This is a genomic window from Candidatus Terasakiella magnetica (assembly GCF_900093605.1).
GTDB classification, from domain to species: domain Bacteria; phylum Pseudomonadota; class Alphaproteobacteria; order Rhodospirillales; family Terasakiellaceae; genus Terasakiella; species Terasakiella magnetica.
Genome location: NZ_FLYE01000002.1, coordinates 1 through 22728 on the forward strand (window position 1 = coordinate 1; position 22728 = coordinate 22728).

Annotated in this window: 18 protein-coding genes and 1 tRNA gene; 14 read left to right on the forward strand and 5 right to left on the reverse strand. The window is 46.9% G+C overall.

Translation table 11 applies throughout. The features are described 5' to 3' along the window. Positions 1-214 precede the first annotated feature (214 nt). The 7 genes from MTBPR1_RS03035 to MTBPR1_RS03065 all read left to right on the forward strand — a co-directional run bounded on the left by MTBPR1_RS03035 (position 215) and on the right by MTBPR1_RS03065 (position 8224). Positions 215-1825, forward strand: a complete 1611-nt coding sequence (locus MTBPR1_RS03035) for a sensor histidine kinase (RefSeq protein WP_165602604.1) — start codon at positions 215-217, stop codon at positions 1823-1825. Positions 1826-1828: 3 nt separating this feature from the next. Further along, the gene (locus MTBPR1_RS03040) at positions 1829-3178 is read left to right on the forward strand and encodes a sigma-54-dependent transcriptional regulator (RefSeq protein ID WP_069186088.1); all 1350 of its coding nucleotides are present in this window, start codon (positions 1829-1831) and stop codon (positions 3176-3178) included. Positions 3179-3301: 123 nt separating this feature from the next. After that, the gene (locus MTBPR1_RS03045) at positions 3302-4306 is read left to right on the forward strand and encodes a C4-dicarboxylate TRAP transporter substrate-binding protein (protein ID WP_069186089.1); all 1005 of its coding nucleotides are present in this window, start codon (positions 3302-3304) and stop codon (positions 4304-4306) included. A gap of 70 nt (positions 4307-4376) precedes the next feature. Then, positions 4377-5009 (forward strand): TRAP transporter small permease subunit, encoded by a 633-nt coding sequence (locus MTBPR1_RS03050; protein ID WP_069186090.1) that lies wholly within the window; start codon positions 4377-4379, stop codon positions 5007-5009. Positions 5010-5020: 11 nt separating this feature from the next. Next, complete coding sequence (locus MTBPR1_RS03055) at positions 5021-6424, forward strand: TRAP transporter large permease (protein ID WP_069186091.1); 1404 nt, start codon at positions 5021-5023, stop codon at positions 6422-6424. A gap of 175 nt (positions 6425-6599) precedes the next feature. After that, entirely contained in the window at positions 6600-7400 is an 801-nt protein-coding gene (locus MTBPR1_RS03060) for a GNAT family N-acetyltransferase (RefSeq protein WP_069186092.1), read from the forward strand. A gap of 62 nt (positions 7401-7462) precedes the next feature. Further along, positions 7463-8224, forward strand: a complete 762-nt coding sequence (locus MTBPR1_RS03065; RefSeq protein WP_240492856.1) for a lysophospholipid acyltransferase family protein — start codon at positions 7463-7465, stop codon at positions 8222-8224. A gap of 255 nt (positions 8225-8479) precedes the next feature. On the opposite strand, the gene MTBPR1_RS03070 is transcribed toward MTBPR1_RS03065, so the two are convergent. The 4 genes from MTBPR1_RS03070 to MTBPR1_RS03085 all read right to left on the reverse strand — a co-directional run bounded on the left by MTBPR1_RS03070 (position 8480) and on the right by MTBPR1_RS03085 (position 13223). Continuing rightward, a tRNA-Ile gene (locus tag MTBPR1_RS03070) sits at positions 8480-8556 on the reverse strand. 64 nt (positions 8557-8620) lie between these two features. Next, positions 8621-10678 carry an RNA polymerase sigma factor RpoD gene (rpoD, locus tag MTBPR1_RS03075; RefSeq protein WP_069186094.1) on the reverse strand — a complete coding sequence of 686 codons (2058 nt, stop codon included), beginning with the start codon at positions 10676-10678 and terminating at the stop codon, positions 8621-8623. Between the two features lie 104 nt (positions 10679-10782). Further along, positions 10783-12681, reverse strand: coding sequence for a DNA primase (dnaG, locus tag MTBPR1_RS03080; protein ID WP_069186095.1), 1899 nt, complete (start codon positions 12679-12681; stop codon positions 10783-10785). A gap of 86 nt (positions 12682-12767) precedes the next feature. Next, entirely contained in the window at positions 12768-13223 is a 456-nt protein-coding gene (locus MTBPR1_RS03085; RefSeq protein ID WP_069186269.1) for a GatB/YqeY domain-containing protein, read from the reverse strand. A gap of 238 nt (positions 13224-13461) precedes the next feature. Here MTBPR1_RS03085 and carA point away from each other — a divergent pair, with 238 nt between their 5' ends. From carA to greA, 4 genes are all read left to right on the forward strand, one after another. Then, positions 13462-14652, forward strand: a complete 1191-nt coding sequence (gene carA / locus MTBPR1_RS03090) for a glutamine-hydrolyzing carbamoyl-phosphate synthase small subunit (RefSeq protein ID WP_083222858.1) — start codon at positions 13462-13464, stop codon at positions 14650-14652. A gap of 4 nt (positions 14653-14656) precedes the next feature. After that, complete coding sequence (locus tag MTBPR1_RS03095; protein WP_069186096.1) at positions 14657-14929, forward strand: hypothetical protein; 273 nt, start codon at positions 14657-14659, stop codon at positions 14927-14929. Between the two features lie 94 nt (positions 14930-15023). After that, positions 15024-18284, forward strand: coding sequence for a carbamoyl-phosphate synthase large subunit (gene carB, locus MTBPR1_RS03100; RefSeq protein WP_069186097.1), 3261 nt, complete (start codon positions 15024-15026; stop codon positions 18282-18284). Between the two features lie 86 nt (positions 18285-18370). Continuing rightward, positions 18371-18844, forward strand: coding sequence for a transcription elongation factor GreA (gene greA / locus MTBPR1_RS03105; protein ID WP_069186271.1), 474 nt, complete (start codon positions 18371-18373; stop codon positions 18842-18844). Between the two features lie 81 nt (positions 18845-18925). Here the strand turns inward: greA and MTBPR1_RS03110 are convergent, their stop codons facing one another. Then, on the reverse strand, positions 18926-19423 hold the full coding sequence (locus MTBPR1_RS03110) for an Lrp/AsnC family transcriptional regulator (protein ID WP_069186098.1): 498 nt from the start codon (positions 19421-19423) through the stop codon (positions 18926-18928). Positions 19424-19789: 366 nt separating this feature from the next. Here MTBPR1_RS03110 and MTBPR1_RS03115 point away from each other — a divergent pair, with 366 nt between their 5' ends. The 3 genes from MTBPR1_RS03115 to MTBPR1_RS03125 all read left to right on the forward strand — a co-directional run bounded on the left by MTBPR1_RS03115 (position 19790) and on the right by MTBPR1_RS03125 (position 22491). Continuing rightward, a complete protein-coding gene (locus tag MTBPR1_RS03115) occupies positions 19790-20395 on the forward strand; it encodes a peroxiredoxin (protein ID WP_069186099.1) in 606 nt (201 codons plus the stop codon). Positions 20396-20536: 141 nt separating this feature from the next. Next, positions 20537-21484, forward strand: coding sequence for a thioredoxin-disulfide reductase (gene trxB / locus MTBPR1_RS03120; protein WP_069186100.1), 948 nt, complete (start codon positions 20537-20539; stop codon positions 21482-21484). Positions 21485-21603: 119 nt separating this feature from the next. After that, positions 21604-22491, forward strand: a complete 888-nt coding sequence (locus MTBPR1_RS03125; RefSeq protein WP_069186272.1) for a LysR family transcriptional regulator — start codon at positions 21604-21606, stop codon at positions 22489-22491. Positions 22492-22728 lie beyond the last annotated feature (237 nt).

Sequence of the window (22728 nt, forward strand, 5' to 3'; positions counted from 1 at the left end):
TGCTATAACCGGACACTGATTATGTTGATAATATCTTTTATTGATGGAAGTTAGCGTGGAAGTTAGATAGGGTTTCTCTGTTCCTTATTAAATACGCAGTGAGATGATGCGAGCTAGAACTCTTCCTTTTTTGATTATAAGCGCCATTGCTGCTGCGGTTAGTTTGTATTTCATTACATACTCCTATTTTAAGGACGAAGAGTTTTCAAAAATCATGGGGCGCTTATCGCTTTATGAAAATACTTTGGTAAGTGAAATAGAACGGTTTTCGTATTTTCCTTATGTCCTGTCTCAGGATTCTTTTGTTATCAACTCTCTTGAAAATGGGAATTTAAACGGCCTAAATGAGCGTTTAGCGGCCTTTGTTGATAAATCCGGTTTGGCTTATATTTATCTGATGGATAAGAATGGCGTCACCGTTTCTGCATCGAATTATAAATCAAAAAACAGTTTTATTGGCCGGAGTTACAAATTTAGGCCCTATTTCAAACAGGCTATTCAGGGCAGCCGCGGGGAGTTTTACGGTATTGGTGTGACGACCTTTTTGCCGGGGTATTTTATTTCTGCCCCTGTGCGCAAGGTAAATGGGGAAATTATTGGTGTTGTCGCCATTAAAATCGACTTGCGCAAACTGGAAGAAATATGGGCAAGCGCTGGCGAAAATGTGTTGCTCACCAACCGGGACGGGATTGTCTTATTGTCGTCAAATAAGGCTTGGCGCTATCGCTCTTTATTTCCCATTTCCGATAAAAGGCGCATAGAAATACGAGAAGAACGTCAGTTTGCAAATCAACCCCTTAAGTCTTTAAATTGGAGGGTCTGGAACGAAACTGAAGCGGTGGTTGAAGGGCAACATTTTCTGATTGAACAAAAAGAGCTGCAACAACGAGAATGGACCTTGCATTATTTTGCCAGCGATCGCCCGGTTCAAGAAAAAACCTGGTTGGCATTGATCTCTATTATCGTTGTTCTGGTCATCATTTTTTCCTATCTCCAATTGCGTCGTTCCTTAAAAATTGGTCAGGCCTTACGAGACTCTCAAGCTGATTCAGCTGAATTGCGTGAAGCCAACCTGCGTCTTGCCCATGAGGTAGAAGAGCGAAAAGCAACCGAAGAAAGACTGAAAAAAACACGTAGTGAACTGTCACGTGCCAGCCGATTAGCCGCTCTTGGTCAGCTTTCTGTTTCTGTCACTCATGAACTGGGGCAACCCATTGCTGCCATGCGCAATTATTTGACCGCTGCTGAATTTGCACCCGTGCCACCTGAAGCCAGCTTTTTAGAAAAAATGACCAATTTGGCTTTGCGAATGGAAAATATCACCAAGCAGCTTAAGTTTTTCGCCCAACCTGGAGAGCTCCGGTTTGAACAAGTGAATATGCATGATGTGATTGCAGGTGCACAGGAACTCGTCATGCCAAATCTGGGGGCATCTTGTGCGCAATTAAAGAAAGAGTTGGTTGAGAGAGCTGTTTATGTAAGGGGAAATCAACTCCGCTTAGAACAGGTCCTAACGAATTTAATGCGAAATGCCCTAGATGCAATGGAGGGGACTGATCAGTCCTTTCTTATTATTCGAATGACATGCACCACAGACAAAGCCATTATTGAAGTGCTTGATACGGGCAGTGGATTAGAAGGTGCAACTTTGGAAAAACTGCAAGAACCTTTCGTAACATCAAAAGCGTCGGGTAAAGGGATGGGCCTTGGCCTTTCAATTTCAACTGAGATTGTCAAAGAGCATAATGGCGCGTTAAAAGCACGAAACAGAGACAAAGGCGGGGCGGCTTTTTCCATTGAACTCCCTTTAAGTGATGAGGAATAAGGCATGAGTACTGATAATAAGCCGACTTTCCGCGTGATTGTGATTGATGATGATAAAGAAATGCGAGAATCCCTCGTTCACCTGCTAGAAACAACAAGCTGGCAGGTTGATACCTTCACCCGCGCAGACAGCTTTCTGGAACGTATCGATAGTCTCGAGCCTGACGTGATCTTGTCAGACTATAGAATGCCCGGTATGGACGGCATGGAAATGTTGCGCCAATTAAAGCTCAAAAATGTCCGTGTTCCGGTTGTTCTGATTTCGGCCCATGGGGATATCCCCATGGCTGTGGAAGCTATGCAGATTGGGGCTTATACTTTTTTAGAAAAGCCGTTTGATCCGCGCCGATTGCTCAGTGTGTTGAAACATGCTGCTGAACAACATCGCTTAAATGAAGATGCTGAACGCCTAAAGGCTCGATTGGCACAATTGTCTGGTCTGGACCGCATCCTGATTGGTCAAACAGAGGAAATTAGCCGCTTGCGCGAAGATATCCTTAATTTTTCCGATGTGGATGCGCCGATCATGCTTCTTGGTGAAACAGGGACCGGAAAAGAAGTCGTTGCGCGTGCCCTGCATGACCTTAGTAACCATGCCAATGGTCCATTTGTTGTTTTAAACTGCGCAACCATTCCTGCGGAGCGGTTTGAAATCAGCATGTTTGGTGAAGCTGCAACAAGCCCGGGTGTGCTGGCAAGTGCAGATGGGGGCACACTTTTCTTGGATGAAATTGGGGCGTGTCCTGCACCTGTGCAAGCAAAACTGTTAAGGGCGATTGAGACCCGCGAATATATACCTGTGGGCGGTGAAAAAGCTATTCCGACAAATATGCGCATCCTTTCAGCCACCAATGAAAATTTAGAGGCGGGGGTGGCAAATGGGGATTTTCGTGCCGATTTGCTTTATCGCTTAAATACGCTTGTGTTGAACCTTCCCACATTGCGCGAACGGCGCTCAGACGTCGTCTTGCTGTTCTCTCATTTTCTGGCTGAATATGGTGCTGTCTATGAAGTTGGCCCCCCAGAATTAAAACATGAGGATGTATCAGCACTGATGAGCCATGACTGGCCGGGAAATGTGCGCGAATTGCGCCATGTTGCAGAACGCCTTTTGCTGGCAGCACGACGCGGACGTGGCAGTGTGGCAGAAGCCATAAAGCCGGACCATGATCACGGCGATGTTCCCGACACTTTAAGAGAAGCTGTGGCTGCCTTTGAGCGTGAACTGATCGCAAAAGCCATTAAAACCCATCAAGGGAAAATGGACGCCGTGGCAGAAAGCTTAGGCATTGGACGGCGCACTTTAAACGAAAAAATCGTAAAATTGGGGCTGGATAAAAACGCCTTAATTTAGCCTTGCGGATTTCCGCTTGTTCTTTTTCAACGGGCCTGCGGTTTTCTTCATGAGTCTCCTTCAATGAAATCTGTAACCTTCTTGGTGAGGTTAAATTGAATTTTCATTCTGGGAGTTAAGTTAATGAAAAAGTTTCTTGGTAAAGCATGTTTGACGGCTATGGCACTCACATTTACAGGGGAGGCCGTTGCGGCAGATTGGAATGTTTCCCTATGGGGTAAACGTCGTGCATTTACTGAACATGTTGAAAAACTAGCTGAATTGGTTGAACAGAAAACCAAAGGCGAGTTTAAGCTGAATATTTCTTATGGTGGCCTGTCCAAAAACAAAGAGAACCTAGACGGCATTTCCATTGGTGCATTTGAAATGGCGCAATTCTGCGCAGGCTATCACCGTGATAAAAACCCGACCATCACTGTTGCTGAGCTACCATTCCTTGGTGTCTCCAGCCTAGTTGAAGAACGTAAAATTTCTCAAAAATTATATAAGCACCCCGCCGTTATCAAAGATCTTGCACGCTGGAATGCAACACTTTTGATGCCTTCGCCAATGCCACAATATAATATTGCGGGTATCGGTGATGCACCAAAATCTTTAGACGATTTTAAAGGCCTGTCTGTTCGTGCCACAGGTGGTATTGGTGCTGCGATGAAGGCCGTTGGGGCCGTTCCAACGTCCATGTCTGCTTCTGAAGTTCGCCAAGCACTCGATGGCGGTGTGATTAAAGCTGTTGCCTTTGCCCAACATGCCCATATGGCTTTTGGCACCGTTGAAAAAGCAACATGGTGGACGACAAATTTAAACCCGGGCACGGTAAACTGCCCAGTTGTTGTCAATACCGATGCCTTGGCTGACCTTAAACCAGCTCATCGTGATGCATTGCTTGGTTCTGTTGATGAAGCACTAGATCACTACATCGATAATTACAACAACAAAACCATGAAAAAATGGGGCCCAACCCTAAAAGAACGTGGCATTCAAGAAGTGACCTTTGGTGATGCAGCACTTACAGGCCTGAAAGCCAAAGTTGCAACCCCGGCTGCACAAAGCTGGATCAAGCAAAACACAGAAAAAGGCCTTCCGGCACAAGAACTCTATGACTTCTTTACCGGTATGATCGGCAAATAACCTTACCTGCAAAACAAGAGGGGTGTCAGCGAGGCACCCCTTTTTTGATAATTTAAAAAGGAAGAAAGTCATGGCTGGTAGTGCAAATGTGCTTACAGATGACAGCCTGTTAAGCCAACTGGATCAAAAGCTCAATGTCGTTGGGAAGTTTCTTGCCCTGATTAGTGGCCTTGCGGTTTTTTCACTGATGATCTTGGCGGTTATGTCGGTGGGGGGACGGAATTTTTTCAACCATCCACTCCCTGGCTATGTGGATTGGATTGAACAGGCCATGCCGCTAATTGCCTTTATGGGAGTGTCTTACGTTCAAAGAAATGGCGGCCACATCCGCATGGATATGGTGGTGAGCCGCCTTAAAGGGCGTTTTCTCTATGCTGCGGAACTTATTACCACTCTCGCCATTTTAATTGTGATGGTGCTGGTCGTGTGGGGCAGTTGGGAACATTTTCTGCGCAGCTTCGATTTTAGCGCCCCGCTGTGGAGCCGTGACAGCTCTATGGATATTGCATTGCCTCTCTGGCCTGCAAAGCTCTTAGCCCCTGTGGCCTTTGGTGTTTTATGCCTGCAACTGATTTTACAAGCTTGGGGTTACCTTTGGGCTTTAATTTCAGGAACCAACAGACCCGTTGGCGTGCCTTTGATTGAAGATGTTGCAACACAAGCCGCCAATGAAGCTGAACATGTCAGCGGACATGATACGTAAGGAATTGATTAATGGAACCTATTGAAATTGGATTGATCGTTTCCGGCGGTATGCTTGTTCTGGTCATTTTGGGAATGCGCGTGGCATTTGCTGCGGGTCTGGCGGGTGTTGTTGGCCTGATTTGGATTTTCTGGGCGAAAAAAGGCTATGACCCTGAAGCCTTTATATGGGCTGTTGGGATTGCAGCTAAAATTGCCGGACAGGTGCCCCATTCCAAGGTGGCAAATCAGGCGCTTTCGCTTATTCCAACCTTTATTCTCATTGGTTATCTTGCCTATTATGCCGGGCTAACCAAGGCCTTGTTTGAGGCTGCTAAACGTTGGATTGCTTGGGTGCCGGGTGGCTTAGCGGTTGCAACTGTCTTTGCCACAGCCGGATTTGCTGCCGTATCAGGTGCCTCCATTGCAACATCAGCTGTTTTTGCCCGTATCGCCATCCCGGAAATGTTGAAGATTGGTTATGATAAACGCTTTGCAGCCGGTGTGGTTGCCGCAGGGGGCACACTGGCTTCCTTGATCCCGCCATCTGCCATTTTGGTGATCTATGCGATTATCGTAGAACAGGATGTGGGGAAACTGTTATTAGCCGGCTTTATTCCCGGTGCGTTTTCTGCCTTAATTTATGGGGGCCTGATCATCGGTATGGCCATGACCATTAAGAATTTTGGCCCACCGGTAAAGGGATATAGCTGGAAAGATCGTCTGGTTTCCTTGCCACCTGCTTTGCCGATTTTCTTTGTTGTTTTCATCATTATTGTCTTTATCTACAACCCGTTTGGCGGGGATGCTTGGGGAACGCCAACCGAAGGTGGGGCGTTAGGCGCGTTTGTCGTGTTCTGTATGGCGGCCTATAAGGGGATGCGCTGGGCAGAACTCAAAGATGCTTTGCTGGAAACCGCAAAACTATCGGTCATGATCTTTACCATCATCTGGGGTGTGCTTATTTATGTGCGCTTCCTTGGGTTTGCAAAACTGCCCAATGCATTTTCTGACTGGATTACATCACTGGATTATTCCCCCATGTTGATCCTCATCATGATCCTGCTGGCCTATGCCGTCTTGGGTATGTTTATGGATGCCATTGGCATGTTACTTTTAACCCTGCCTGTGGTTTATCCTGCCGTCATGGCGCTCAATGGTGGTGAAGCGGTAAGTGCCGCACAAAGCACCTTTGGCATGAGTGGGGCCATGTGTGCCGTCTGGTTTGGAATTTTGGTGGTGAAAATGGCAGAGTTCTGTCTCATCACCCCACCCATTGGATTAAACTGCTTTGTCGTTGCCGGTGTGCGTGATGACCTAAGTGTTCAAGATGTTTTTAGAGGCGTTACTCCCTTCTTCATCGCGGATGCTATTACCATTGCACTCTTGATCGCATTTCCTGCGATTGTCATCTGGTTGCCAAGCATGGCAGGATAAAGTGGAGCTGAGGGAGAGGTTTACTCTTCCTCAGTTTTTTTATGAGAGGAGGCCTCCAATACTTGATGTCATAAAACTTCTATCTTTTCGCCATCAAACCTTTATCTGCCTGAAACATTACTGCACGACAAATTGTTTAAATTCGCAATATTGATAACGTACAGTGAAGATAGAGATGACAAACGATCAAGAAGGTAACCTCGAAATCCGTTTGGCAAAAACAGCCGAAGATATTCTTGCAGCACAACGCCTACGCTATCGTGTCTTTTTTGAAGGCATGGGAGCTGTTGCGAATGAAGATGTTGCACGTTCCAAACGCGATTTTGACCAGTTCGACGCTTATTGTGACCACTTGCTGGTTATTGACCCTAATAGAACGGGTGATCAAGCCATCGTTGGCACTTATCGTCTCTTGCGTCGCAGCGTTGCACAGAAACATCAAGGTTTCTATTCTGCCAATGAGTTCGACCTTTCCTATCTTGAAAACTATCCCGGTGAAATCGTTGAATTGGGGCGTTCCTGCGTTGATCCAAACTATCGTGGGAAGGCGGTGATGCAACTGCTATGGCGCGGAATTGCAGAATATATAGCTGAGCATAAAATTTCACTCATGTTCGGTTGTGCCAGTTTCCCTGGTACAGACCCGGACTCTATGAAAAGCGCCCTTTCCTATCTGCATCACTACCACAAAGCACCCTCACAATGGGCACCCAAAGCTATAGAGGGCCGATTTGTGGACCTTAAACTATTGAAGAAAAAGCAAATTGACACCCGCCAAGCTTTGCGTGAAATGCCACCATTGATCAAAGGTTACTTGCGTGTTGGTGGTGTAATTGGCAAAGGTGGTGTGATTGACCATGAATTCAACACTCTGGATGTCTGCCTGTTAGTCGAAACAGGCAATGTAACGGGGCGCTATCGTCGTCACTATTTACAAAGCAATGAATCCTCTTCAACCGAGGTTGCGACTCAATGATGTCTCTTCTGAGAGGTTCGCTGCGGACTATTCTTTTCCTAATCTGGACAGCTCTATTGCTGGTGCCTTATCTGTTGGTGTTTCCCTTGGGCTGGCGCTTTAGACGTGGATTTGTCAGCCTATGGCACAAAGGGGTCTGCGCACTTCTCTTTATTAAAATTCATCAACAGGGTCTTCCCGTAAAAGACCAACGTGTTTTATTGGCTGGAAACCATCTTTCTTATTTGGATATCCCCATCATAGCTTCCTGTTTAGATGTAACCTTTGTTGCCAAATCAGATGTGGCAAGCTGGCCCCTTTTTGGGTTTCTTGCACGGATTTCCCAAACGGCATTTATTGATCGCAAGCCTTCCATGGCGCGCCTTCAGAAAAATGAGTTGAAGGAACGTTTGATCAAAGGGGAACGCATTTTGATCTTTCCCGAAGGGACGAGTACAAACGGTAAAAACGTTAAGCCCTTTAAAACGTCACTGTTTGAAATTGCGATGGATGAAGAGATACGTGAACACTGTATGGTGCAGCCCATCACGATCAGCCCAAGCGCTAATAAAGACGGTTCTGCCTTAAGCAGTGAACAAAGGGATCAATATGCTTGGTATGGGGATATGACACTTCTGCCGCATCTTTGGAAAGTTTTTTGTCAAAAGGCAATGAATGTAGATGTTATCTTTCATGCACCCCTCTTGGCCAGTGAGTTTCCCGACCGTAAGCTTTTGGCTAACTGGGCTGAATGTCGTTCAAGAGCTGGATTAGAGAAAGTTTCTAACCCTATGAAGCAGTCCTCGTTCACAACTGACGAGACAACACAGGCCTATCTTTCATAGTCAGAGATTAAATTGCACCCGTTATTATTGGTTTAACAGAGGCCTGCTCCGTTATCGTTTCACTTAGAAAAGCAAGATAACGGCTTAATAGTCGTGTACTTCCTATAAGGATGGGCCTCTTTTGGAATCGACCATCGGAAATAGAATACACCGTGTCGTGACTGTGTAAGGTATGTAGGATTATGCATAACATATGTCTCACCTTGGTGTCCCACCAACAGAGTTACATGTCTAAAGCATTGATATAAAAGGAAGTGGTAGGGCAGACAGGACTCGAACCTGTGACCAGACCGTTATGAGCGGTCGGCTCTAACCAACTGAGCTACTGCCCCACACCAAAGAGAAGTGGCGTGAATTTACTGGAAACTCACGCCACGTCAAGTCTATAGATTTGGATTAATAATCCAAGAAGCTGCGCAGTTTACGTGAGCGGCTTGGGTGTTTGAGTTTACGCAAGGCTTTGGCTTCAATCTGACGAATACGTTCACGTGTTACGGAGAACTGTTGGCCGACTTCTTCCAAAGTGTGGTCTGTGTTCATGCCGATCCCAAAACGCATGCGCAGGACACGTTCTTCACGTGGTGTCAGGGAGGACAGCACACGTGTTGTGGTGTTGCGCAGGTTGGACTGAATGGCCGCATCCAAAGGCTGAACCGCGTTTTTATCTTCGATGAAATCACCCAAGTGACTATCTTCTTCGTCACCAATTGGGGTTTCAAGAGAAATTGGCTCTTTCGCAATTTTAAGGACCTTGCGGACCTTTTCTTGCGGCATAGAGAGCTTTTCAGCCAGTTCTTCTGGTGTGGGCTCGCGACCGATCTCATGCAACATCTGACGGCTTGTACGCACCAGCTTGTTGATGGTTTCGATCATATGCACCGGAATACGGATCGTGCGGGCCTGATCGGCGATAGAGCGCGTAATGGCCTGGCGAATCCACCATGTGGCATAGGTCGAGAATTTATAACCGCGACGATATTCAAACTTATCAACCGCCTTCATCAGGCCGATGTTACCTTCCTGAATAAGGTCAAGGAACTGTAGGCCACGGTTGGTGTATTTTTTCGCAATGGAAATTACCAAACGCAGGTTGGCCTCGATCATTTCTTTTTTCGCACGGTTTGCTTCGCGTTCACCTTTTTGAACGGTGGAAACAATACGGCGATATTCTGCAATCGGCAGGCCGACTTCTGTAGCGACTTCTGTAATACGGTTGCGCAGTTTTACAATTTCGTCATGGTGACGCTCAGCAAAACGCTGCCAGCCTTTGGCCGGAAGTGCTGAGACACGCTCAAGCCAGTTGGGGTCGAGCTCGTGACCATAATATTGTTTAAGGAAATCAGCACGAGAGACGCGACAGCCCGTTGCCAAGCGCAACATACGGCCTTCGCAGTTCATCAAGGCTTTGTTCAACCCATAAAGGTGATCCATCAACTCTTCGATACGACCATTGTTGAGGTGAACTTCTTCCATAAGCACAACAAGTTCATGGCGCAGTTTTTCAATGCGGCGCTCAATCGTTGCGGAAACTTTTTCGCCCTTACCCAATGTGGCAAGGCGCTGCTCCTGTGACTTATGCATTTTGTCATAAGTCTTGGCGATTTTCTCAAAGGTTTCAATCACTTGTGGCAGAAGCTGTTCTTCCATAGCTGCCAAAGAGACATTGTTCTCTTCTGCGCTATCATCACTGGATTCAGTTGTGGCTTCACCTTCAGTACCTTCAGTTGTTTCTTCGAGGTTCTCTTCCCCTTCAGAACCAGCATCCACACCTTCAGGGGCTTCAATCTCTGCATCGTCTTCATCATCATCGGATGCATTGTCTATATCGGCACTTAAGGTGCTTTCATCAACTTCTTCTTCCACTTCTTTGGCGGCAGCTTCAACTTCTTCTGTGTTGGGGCCACCACCGTATGTGGTTTCCAGATCGATAATATCGCGCAGTAAAATATCGCCATTGATCAAGGCATCATGCCATTCAACGATGGAGCGAATGGTAATCGGGCTTTCGCAGATGCCGCCGATCATCATTTCACGGCCGGCCTCAATACGTTTGGCAATGGAAATTTCGCCTTCGCGTGAGAGTAGCTCAACACTACCCATTTCGCGCAGGTACATACGTACAGGGTCATCTGTGCGTCCGGTATCATTTTCATCAATGTTACCAGCGGCTTTTTCTTCTGTAGCATTGTCGTTGCTATCATCGTCGGATTCTTCATTCTCAACGACGTTGATACCCATTTCTGACAAGGCAGACATGGTGTCTTCAATCTGTTCTGAAGACATTTTGTCCGGCGGTAGAGCCGTATTTAATTCATCATATGTAATGAAGCCGCGCTCTTTGCCTTTGGCGAGCATTTTTTTAACGGCAGCACCAAGGGAATCAAGAAGTGGGCCGTCACCGCCTTCTTCTTGTTTGGTTTTTGCTTCGGTTGTATTTGCAGCTTTCGCAGACATGCGATTCCCCAATGAAACTCTAAAAATCTTTTTCGCGCACTGTCCTTAACTAAAGAAAGGACAGACTCCTTTAGTTAATATGCGCGACAAATATGTAAAGACCGTTAATCAAACAAATCTTGTTCATCATTTTTGTAAGAATATCCACTTGCCTCATCTTCATCGGCGTCAATAATCCCCATCAGCTTTTGGTGAGCCTGAAATTGACTCAGAGCCTGAGGGGTCATTTCTTCCTTAAGGCGGCGTTTCAATTCTTTGAACTCCGCAGCGAGGTCCCGTTCCATCATATAGAGCTTGAACGTATGTTCCCAACCACGTAGCACATCTTCAATTGGGCGATCAGGATGCAAAAAAGTCTCATGCCCAATAAACTTCCCGCCGTTTGGGGCGTGAAATTGGCTAAGCAGAGATTTTAGCGGGCCTGAAAACCCATTTTTTTCGAGGTGACTTTGAAGCGCGCGCGAATCAAGGCCTAAATCCCCATCGACGGTCTTTAAAACTTCCTGACGAAGTTTGTCAAGCGACTCGGAGGTGAAAATCAACAAGCCAAGCCGCTCTCCAACCTCGTCAATCAGTTCTGGATGTAAGATCACGGCGGCGATAAGCAAGGTCTCGCGCCATTTTTCAGCATTAATTTTTGTATTTAAACTGCTTTTGGCTTCCAAATGAGTGTGATGATTTTTTTTCTCATTTTTCCAATCACGGCGCGGCTGGAAGGGTTTTGTCTCTTTTTTAGCGCGGATTTCTTTCCACATACGGTCTTTTAAGGCCGATAAAAAGTGATGTTTTACCGATTCGTCTTCAATTTGAAAGGCATGTTTTTTTAAACTGTCTTCCAACAGGGCGCGATCTTCAGCCGTTTCAAAATTCTTGCCTTCACTTTCCATGCGCCAAAGAAGTTCTGATAAAGGAATGGCTTCATCCAGCACCGTCTGCATGGCGGCTGCGCCTTCTTCTTTAATCAGGCTGTCGGGGTCTTCACCTGCGGGTAGATGGACGAAATGGAGAGAATATCCGGGTTTAAGGTGGGGCAGGGCGCGCTCAGCCCCGCGTGCAGAGGCACGTTGACCCGCCGCATCGCCATCAAAGCATAGCAGCGGTGTTTTACACATTTTCCACAAAAGCTGGATTTGTTCTTCCGTTAAGGCCGTGCCAAGCGGCGCAACCGCATTGCAAAAGCCGCCTTGGGCAAGGCCGATCACATCCATATAGCCTTCGGTGACAATGATCTGATCACGCTTATAGGCTTCTTCGCGCGCTTGGGCGAGGCCGTAAAGGATCGTGCCTTTATGAAATAGCGGTGTTTCTGGTGAGTTGAGATATTTCGGTTTGCCATCACCGAGAATTCGCCCCCCAAAGGCAATGACCTTGCCGCGCCGATCGGTGATGGGAAACATCACACGTTCACGAAAACGCTCATAAGGTTTTCGATTGGGATCATCAGGTTGAATGAGCAGACCCGCTTCAATCATTAAATGATCTTCAATGCCGTCACGTTTAAGTGCGGCTTTAAGCCCGCCTTGAATGTTGGGTGAATAACCAAGGCGAAAACGCTTGATAATCTCTTCACTTAGGCCGCGCTCACGCAGGTAAGAAAGACCGATTTGCCCCTCAGGCATGCGAAGTACACGCTCATAATACGCGCAGGCCGCTTCCATCACATCATAAAGCGTGTTGCGTTTTTCAATGCGTTCGCGCTGTTGCGGGGTGTCTTGGGGGACTTCCATACCAGCTTGTACAGCCAAGCGTTCAACCGCTTCGGGGAAGTTGAGCCCTTCGGTATTCATGACGAAATCCAGCGCACTACCATGGGCACCACAGCCAAAGCAGTGATAGAAACCTTTATCGTCATTTACGGTAAAGGACGGCGTTTTTTCGTTATGAAAGGGGCAAAGGCCGGAATGTTCTCGCCCCTTTTTGATAAGCTTTACCCGTTTGCCGACAATCTCTGAAACAGAGGTTCGGTTTCTTAATTCATCAACAAATCCGGGAGGTATAGCCATTTATTTACTTGCCATCTTCACATAAAAGCAAAGACCTGTAGAAATGAGGTCCCCGCACACAGGTTGGGCGAGGACGACATTACATATTAAACCAGACGTGCCTTGATAATAGCACTGGCCTTGCCGAAATCCATTTGGCCGGCATAACGATCTCGCAGTGCTTTCATGGTGGGGCCCATGTCTTTTAGGCCCGTTGCGCCAAGTTCCGTAATCAGGGCTTCAACCACTTCACCGATTTCTTCCTCGCTCATTTGTTTGGGGAGGAATTCTTCGATGATGGTGATTTCTGAGGCTTCCTGTTCAGCCAGCTCTAAGCGACCACCATTTTCATACATGGTAATACTGTCACGGCGTTGTTTCACCATGGACTGTAACAAAGAGAGAATCTCTTCATCAGAAATGCCATCAGGCTTATCTTGGGTGCGCGCCGCAATGTCACGGTCTTTCAAAGCCGCCATAATCAGGCGAAGTGTCGATACTTTATGGCTGTTTTTAGCCACCATTGCCTCTTTTAAGGCGGATTTAATCTGCTCGCGAAGCATAATTTTGACATCAGTTGTTTTTAGGGAAGCAAGAAACTTATACCAAATGGAACCAAAAAGCAATAAATTACTGTTTTGTAACGCCTTGAAATATAAGGAAAAATTTTATTTTAGACTCCCTCTTGACGAAGGGTTAAGATTTCTTTATCAACGCGCCAATTTGCCTGAACGCACTAGCGTGAATTTAAGCAAATAGACTTTTTATATATAGCTCTTTGTAGATGAAGGACACGTCGATATGTCGCAGACACAAGCACCGGTCGCGCCCATGCCGCCCAAAGCCCGTCCCAAAAACGCCAATGCCGCATTGGTTCTGACGGATGGAACTGTTTTTTGGGGGAAGGGAGTCGGTGTTGAAGGTGTCGCCATTGGCGAAGTATGCTTCAACACATCCATTACTGGTTATCAGGAAATAATGACAGACCCGTCTTATGCCGGGCAGATCATTACCTTTACATTCCCCCATATCGGGAATACAGGCACAAACGCAGAAGATATTGAAACTGCCAAGCCCGCAGCTCGCGGGTGCATTTTGCGCGCCGATATTACAGAGCCTGCCAACTGGCGTGCAGCTGAACATTTCGATGCTTGGATGAAAGCCTCCAACCTTGTGGGAATTTCCGGTATTGATACACGTAAGCTGACCCGTTACATCCGTGATAACGGGGCACCGGGCGGTACGGTCATTCACCTGCCAAAAGGTCAGGATATTGATCTGGATGCGCTTAACACCATGTCAAACTCCTTCCCCGGCCTTGAGGGTATGGATCTGGCAAAAGACGTCATGTGTGAGGCCCCTTATGAATGGGATGAGGCCGCTTGGACCATGGGTGAAGGCTATGCCACACAGGCGGACCCTAAATACCATGTGGTCGCGGTTGATTTTGGTGCCAAACGCAACATCCTGCGCTGTTTGGCGGCAAGCGGGTGTCGCGTAACTGTAGTGCCGGGTAAAACCTCAGCTGAAGAAATTCTAGCTTATAACCCTGATGGGGTGTTCCTTTCTAACGGTCCGGGTGATCCGGCTGCAACTGGTGAATATGCCGTGCCGATGATCCAGAAAGTCATGGAAAGCGGCAAGCCGATGTTTGGGATTTGCCTTGGTCACCAGATGACGTGCTTGGCACTGGGGGCGAAAACCTTCAAGATGCATTTGGGCCATCGTGGTGGTAACCATCCGGTGAAGGATTTGGAAACAAGCAAGGTTGAAATCACCTCTCAAAACCATGGTTTTGTGGTGGATGAAGACACATTGCCTGCCAATGCCAAAATCACGCACCGTTCACTCTTTGATAAAACGATTGAAGGTATTGCACTTGAAGACAAGCCAGTCTTTTCTGTGCAGCACCATCCTGAAGCCTCACCGGGGCCGCAGGATAGCCACTATCTGTTTGATCGTTTCGTTGAGTTGATGGCGAAGGCAAAATAAGATTATGTCTCTTTCCCAAGATGCGAACAAACTGCTTAATGCCATGGCTGAAGATGATCAGCTCCCGGGCGGGGCGTTTCGCGATGTGGAAGGGATTTGTGAAGAATTTAGGGTGAGCTTTGAAACTCAGGATGAGCTTGCCAAATGGATTGAAGAACTTGCCCAAGCTGGCGCAGTTATTTTAGAAGATCATGAATTGCACGTGTCCCCGACACCGCCCTTCATGGCCTCCATCACATTGCACGGGCTGGATATGGCAGGCTATTTGAGCCGATAGGAAATACCGTCATCCTCGTGTAAACGGGGATCAGGTGGAATGAGGTCCCCACATTCGTGAGGACGACAAATTTGATAGGACGATAAGGTTAGTCATGCCAAAACGTACAGATATTAAATCAATTATGATTATTGGTGCCGGCCCGATTGTAATCGGTCAGGCTTGTGAATTTGATTATTCAGGGGCTCAAGCTTGTAAGGCGCTACGTGAGGAAGGCTATCGTGTCATTCTGGTAAACTCCAATCCTGCAACGATTATGACTGATCCGAGCATGGCGGATGCGACCTATATTGAACCGATCACACCGGATGTTGTGGCTAAAATCCTTGAAAAAGAAAAGCCAGACGCCTTGTTGCCAACAATGGGTGGTCAGACAGCGCTGAACACAGCTTTGGCTCTTTATGAAAATGGCACATTAGAACGCCTTGGTATCGAGATGATCGGTGCAACGGCTGATGCCATTGATAAGGCAGAAAACCGGGAGCGTTTCCGCGAAGCCATGACCAAAATCGGTCTTGAGAATGCGCGCTCATATGTGTGTCACACACGTGCTGAGGCAAATGTTGCGCTTGAGGCCATGGGCTTCCCGGTTATCATCCGTCCATCCTTTACATTGGGTGGCACAGGCGGTGGTGTTGCCTATAACAAAGAAGAGTTTGAGCAAATCGTCGCTTCCGGTCTGGCTGCGTCTCCAACTTCAGAGGTTCTGGTTGAAGAATCGCTTCTGGGCTGGAAAGAATATGAGATGGAAGTTGTCCGCGACAAAAAAGACAACTGTATCATCATCTGTTCTATTGAGAACGTAGACCCGATGGGCGTGCATACAGGTGATTCTATCACGGTTGCACCCGCAATGACGCTGACTGATAAAGAATATCAGATCATGCGTAATGCCTCTTTGGCCGTGTTGCGTGAAATTGGTGTGGATACGGGCGGATCAAACGTACAGTTTACCGTAAACCCAAAAGATGGTCGTGTGATCGTTATTGAGATGAACCCACGTGTGTCGCGTTCTTCTGCATTGGCGTCTAAAGCAACGGGTTTCCCGATTGCAAAGATCGCAGCCAAGCTGGCGGTGGGCTACACGCTGGATGAGCTTGATAACGATATTACGGGCTGCACGCCTGCATCGTTTGAGCCTTCAATCGATTATGTCGTGACAAAAATTCCACGTTTCACTTTTGAGAAATTTGCCGGCACGGATGATACGCTTTCAACAGCGATGAAATCTGTGGGCGAGGCCATGGCAATCGGTCGTACTTTCCAAGAATCGCTGCAAAAAGGTTTGCGCTCTATGGAAACAGGCCTGACGGGCCTAAATGAGATCGAGATTGAAGGCGCAGATGGCCCTGATGGCAAGATGGCTGTAATCAAAGAGCTCGGCAAGCCAACGTCTGAGCGCTTGTTGGTGATTGCACAGGCTTTCCGCCATGGCCTAAGCGTAGATGAAGTTAAGGCTGCAAGTAAGTATGAGCCATGGTTCCTCAATCAAATCAAAGGCATTGTGGATGCGGAGCAAGAGCTGATTGAAAAAGGCCTGCCCGGTGAAGCCGATGACTTACAACGTATCAAGAAAATGGGTTTCTCTGATGAGCGCATTTCCGAGCTGACAGGCAAGGACCTTGAAGTTGTTTCTTATCGCCGTCACGTGCTGAATATTCACCCGACTTATAAGCGTGTGGATACTTGTGCTGCAGAATTCCCGTCTAAAACATCTTACATGTATTCAGCTTATGAAGGCGATGGCATTACGGTTCCAGAATGTGAATCTGAGCCTTCTGATCGTGAAAAAGTTGTGATCCTTGGCGGTGGCCCAAACCGTATCGGTCAGGGTATTGAGTTTGATTATTGCTGTGTTCATGCCTCATACGCCTTGAAAGAAGCGGGTTATGAAACCATCATGGTCAACTGTAACCCTGAAACGGTTTCAACGGATTATGACACCTCAGACCGTTTGTATTTTGAGCCCCTGACACAAGAAGATGTGATCGAGCTCATCCGTGTTGAACAAAGTAACGGTAAAGTAAAAGGTGTGATCGTACAATATGGCGGTCAGACACCATTGAAGCTGGCCCATGCTCTGGAAAAAGCGGGTATTCCAATTTTGGGAACCTCTGTTGATGCCATTGATTTGGCAGAAGACCGTGAGCGTTTCCAACAGCTTTTAGCCGAGCTTGGTCTTAAGCAGCCTTCAAACGGCTTGGCCCGTACGGAAGAAGAAGCTTTTGCGGTTGCTGAAAGCATTGGCTTCCCGCTTGTCATTCGTCCCTCATATGTTTTGGGTGGTCGCGCCATGGAAATCGTTCATTCCATGGATCGCTTGAAGCGTTATATGAAAGAGGCGGTTCAGGTTTCTGGTGACAGCCCTGTTCTTCTTGATAGCTTCTTGCAAGATGCCATTGAGATTGATGTGGATGCGGTTGGTGATGTGGACGGCAATGTCTATATCGCGGGTATCATGCAACATATTGAGGAAGCCGGTATTCACTCTGGTGACTCCGCTTGTTCTTTGCCACCTTATTCCCTAAGCGAGAAAATCATCGATCAATTGACGGATCAGGCGGTTTCTTTGGCAAAAGCCTTGAAGGTTGTCGGTTTGATGAACGTTCAGTTCGCTGTCAAAGATGATGTGATCTATATTATTGAGGTGAACCCACGGGCATCACGTACAGTGCCGTTTGTGGCAAAAGCAACAGGCATTCCAGTTGCAAAAGTTGGTGCACGTGTGATGGCGGGTGAGAAGCTGGCAGACTTTGGTTTGAAAGGCCGTATGCCAGAGCTGGACCATGTTGCGGTGAAAGAAGCCGTCTTCCCATTTGCCCGATTCCCTGGCGTTGATGTCCTGTTGGGCCCAGAAATGAAGTCCACGGGCGAAGTTATGGGTTTGGATAAAGATTTCCCAACCGCCTTCTTAAAAGCACAAATGGGCGCGGGTTCACACTTGCCAACACAAGGTTGTGCGTTTGTTTCTGTGAAAGAGCGCGATAAAGACAAGATTGTGCCCATTGCGCAGAAACTTGTGGATATGGGCTTTAGCATTTTGGCAACAAGCGGTACCTCTAAGTTATTGGAAGAAAAAGGTATTTCTTCTAAGCCTGTGAATAAAGTGATTGAAGGTCGCCCCCATTGTGTGGATGCGATTTTGAACGATGAAGTTCAACTGGTCATTAATACAACGGAAGGTCTACAAGCGATTGAGGATAGTTATTCTATCCGTCGCGAGACCCTGACACAGGGTGTTCCGTACTACACGACAATGGCGGGGGCGACGGCAGCAGCTGATGCAATTGCAGCTTTGCGTGCAGAAACGCTTGAAGTTGGATCGCTTCAGTCGTATTTTAAATCATCCTTCTAATACAGAAGGAAGTGAATTAATCGTCACGCCCTCACTTGATGTGGGGGCGTGTCGTATTTTTTATTGTTCGTTTTTTGGAAAAAGTTATGGATCGTATCCCTATGACGGCTGAGGGTTGTGCTCAGCTAGAAGAAGAGTTGAAGAATCTGAAATCTGTTGAGCGCCCAAATGTGATTGCGGCGATTGCAGAGGCACGTGAGCATGGCGACCTTTCAGAGAATGCTGAATATCATGCCGCGCGTGAAAAACAGGGTTTCATTGAAGGCCGCATTAAAGAGCTGGAAGCTGTGATTAGTGTGGCTGAGGTGATTGACCCCAAGGCACTGTCTGGTGATGTGGTGCGTTTTGGCGCAACGCTTTTGGTTGTTGATGAAGACACTGATGAAGAGACTGAATATCAGATTGTTGGTCAGTATGAAGCCAGCCTTGAAGAAGGTAAAATTTCCGTCGGCTCACCGCTTGCACGTGGTTTGATTGGCAAGACACTGGGTGACAGCGTTGAAGTGCGCACCCCAGCTGGAAGTAAGTCTTATGAGATTTTAGAAGTCGAATATAAGTGATGTATCTCTGATACATATATCCTCAGTCATGAGGATGATAAGCACAAAAAAACCGCCTCATGATAGGGCGGTTTTTTTGTTTTATTCTTCATCCTCATCGGGCACATCAACCTTGATGGGCACGCCGGGGGTGGTTTTGGCACTGCGAATGGTCATGGAGGATTTAACATGGGCCACATTGGGTGCCGCTGTCAGATTTTTAGTGAGAAACTGTTGGTAAGAATCCCAATCTTTTTCAACAATTTTCAGCAGGAAATCCGTTTCACCAGCCAGCATATGACATTCACGTACCTCAGGCCATGAACCAACCAGCTCTTCAAAGGCGTTCAGGTCTGCTTCTGCCTGACTGTTTAGACCAACATGGGCAAAAACCGTTACGTTAAAGCCAAGGGCAGAAGGGTCAAGCTCAGCATGGTATCCACGCACAAAACCTGCTTCTTCCAAGGCGCGCACCCGGCGTAAACACGGAGGAGCCGAAATACCAGCACGACGCGCAAGTTCCACATTTGTCATGCGACCATCATCTTGCAGGTCAGCAAGGATGCGGCGGTCGATTCGGTCAAGTTTGACCTTTTGCATAATAATTCTACTCCAAAAATTCCCTGTTTGACGCAATGATATTACAATGTTGTGCCTCTTAAGCCAAGAGAAGCTTATCAATTTTTTGAAATAAAGTTTCGCTTTTTGTTGTTTATCTTAAAAGATAGAAAATAAAAGTAATTGAGTTATGAGTGTTTAGCGCGTTGTTTAGAAAATTCATTCCGTTTCTGTAATTACCTATGATGCAGTTTTGAGTGATTTTAATCAAACAAGCTATGGCCTTGATAAATAAAAGACGTTAGAGTTCACATACTTACAGATATTCATTTCCGTTCTTGCAAACAGGGGGGAAGGGAGTATAGTCTGTAGCTAGTTTTGAATTATTCTAATCTAAAGGAAGAAATAATGTCTCAAGTTCTCGTGGGCCAAGAAGCACCAGACTTCACTGCACCAGCTGTAATGGGTGATAACTCTATCGAAGGTGAGTTTAACCTGAAATCTTACCTGGACGGCTCTTACGGCGTACTGTTCTTCTATCCGTTGGACTTCACATTCGTATGTCCTTCTGAAATCATCGCTTTTGACCACCGTGTAAAAGCATTTGAAGAGCGCGGCGCTAAAGTAATCGCTTGTTCTATCGATTCGCACTTCACACACTTGGCATGGAAAAACACACCGGTAAATGAAGGTGGTTTGGGTCAAGTTCAGTTCCCGATGGTTGCTGATATTACTAAAGACATCGTTACTGATTATGGTGTGAAAACGGGTCCTGGTATTGCCTTCCGCGGTACATTCATCATCGACAAAAATGGTCTTGTTCGCCACCAGTTGGTAAACGACCTACCATTGGGCCGTAACGTTGATGAAACATTGCGTACACTTGACGCTTTGATGTTCCATGAAGAGCATGGCGAAGTTTGTCCAGCAGGCTGGAACAAAGGCGATTCTGGCATGACAGCTACTCCAGACGGTGTTGCTGCTTACCTGTCTGAAAATGCTGAAGAACTTTAAGACTGTTAAGTCTTTAAGAATAAAGGGAAAAGGGAGGCTTCGGCTTCCCTTTTTTCTTAACAGCTTGCACGATGGTGTCGAGCTGCCTAGATTATGCGCCCAAAGAAATTTCTCCCCATATAAAAGATAAGGATGTCTTCAATGTCCGAACAGCACCATTCAAAAGTCCTCATTCTGGGTTCCGGCCCTGCTGGTTATACGACTGCAATTTATGCAGCGCGTGCAAACCTGAAACCAATTTTGGTGAAAGGCCTGCAACCGGGTGGACAGCTGACCATTACAACGGATGTTGAAAACTATCCCGGTTTTGCTGACCCGGTTCAGGGCCCTTGGTTGATGGACCAGTTCCATGCTCAAGCTGAAAATGTCGGCACAACCATGTTTGATGACACCATTATTGAGGCTGACCTTTCATCGCGCCCCTTTAAGCTGACAGGGGACTCCGGTACTGTTTATACGGGTGATACACTTGTAATCTGTACAGGCGCTTCTGCGCGTTGGTTAGGCCTTGATTCAGAACAGAAATACCAAGGTTTTGGTGTGTCAGCTTGTGCCACATGTGATGGTTTCTTCTATCGTGATAAAGAAGTTGCTGTTGTGGGTGGCGGTAATACAGCGGTTGAAGAAGCGCTCTATCTGACCAATTTTGCTTCAAAAGTTTATCTCATTCACCGTCGTGATGAGCTGCGCTCTGAAAAAATCCTGCAAGACCGTCTTCTCAAGCATGAGAAAGTCGAAATGGTCTGGGATAGTGTTGTTGATGAGATCGTTGGTGCTGATGACCCATTTGGTGTCACAGGTGTTAAGGTCAAAAACGTAAAAACCGATGAGACAAAAGTCATTCCGGTTCACGGCACTTTCATTGCCATTGGTCATGATCCAAACACAGGCTTGTTTAAAGGCCAGCTAGACATGGATGATGAAAACTACATCATCACCAAATCAGATAGCACACAGACCAGCATTCCCGGTGTTTATGCCGCAGGGGATGTACAAGATAAGACGTATCAGCAAGCGGTCACAGCAGCGGGTACGGGCTGTATGGCGGCATTGGAAGCCGAGCGTTTTATCGGTGAGAACGAAGGTTGATCTTCAGTTTTTGAAGTGAAGCGTTAATTCTTAAGGCGAAAGGGCATTTTTCCCTTTCGCCTTTTTTATCTATGCGCTATATGCATACCATCTATGCGCTGGATGAATGGAAAATAAAAATGCATTGGGATAAATTACGTGTGTTTCATGCTGTGGCAGAAGCGGGAAGCTTCACACATGCAGGGGAAAACCTCAATTTAAGCCAATCGGCCGTGAGCCGCCAAATCAGCGCCTTAGAAGATAGCTTACAGGTCAGCCTGTTTCACCGTCATGCCCGTGGCCTGATCCTGACGGAACAGGGCGAAATGCTCTATAAAACCGCCCATGATGTATTTGCCAAACTGGCCATGGTTGAAAGCCAGCTTGTTGAAAGTAAGGAAAAGCCCCAAGGTACGCTCAAGATCACCACGACGGTTGCTTTTGGCTCAACATGGTTAACGCCAAAACTGCGTGAGTTCCTCGAGCTTTATCCTGAAATTGAAGTGAGTGTGGTTCTAACCGATACCGAGCTTGACCTTTCCATGCGCGAAGCTGACGTTGCCATTCGCATGAGCCCGCCCAAACAGCCTGACCTGATCCAGCGTCATTTATGGAGCATGCCGTATCATATTTATGGGGCGCCAGAGTATTTGAAGAAATATGGCATGCCAACAAATGCACAGGATTTGGATAATCACCGTATTATTGTTTATGGGGATGATGTCAAACAACCAGTACAAGGCTTAAACTGGCTGCTTTCAGCAGGGCGCAGTGATGGCACCAAACGTACAGCTGCTTTGCGGGTTAATAACGTTTATGGCATTTATCGCGCAGTACAAAGTGGAATCGGTCTTGGTGCTTTGCCCGAATATATGAGCCGGGAAGTGGGCAATCTTGTGGAGATTCTCCCAGAAATGCGGGGTCCGGTGATTGATACCTATTTTGTTTACCCTGAGGAGTTGAGAAACTCGAAAAGAATTACTCTTTTTAGAGACTTTATAGTCCGCAAAATGGGACAGGCCCTTTAATCTAAAATTGACTAGAGAGACAATAATCGGCTGAAAGCTGTTGTTTTCTCACCGGTATGCAAAAAACGCATGTCTGCTTTGAGAAAATAATAATGGTCATTGTTGTTTGGAAATTATACAAAGGCTTTATCGCTTTGTTGCGTTGCAGCAAAGCATCTTCCCCTCAGGGTTTCCCTGAGTGTGAGGGTCCCCTCTAAGGGTTGACCCTACGTCTCCCAGACGTGAAGCCTCCCTGTT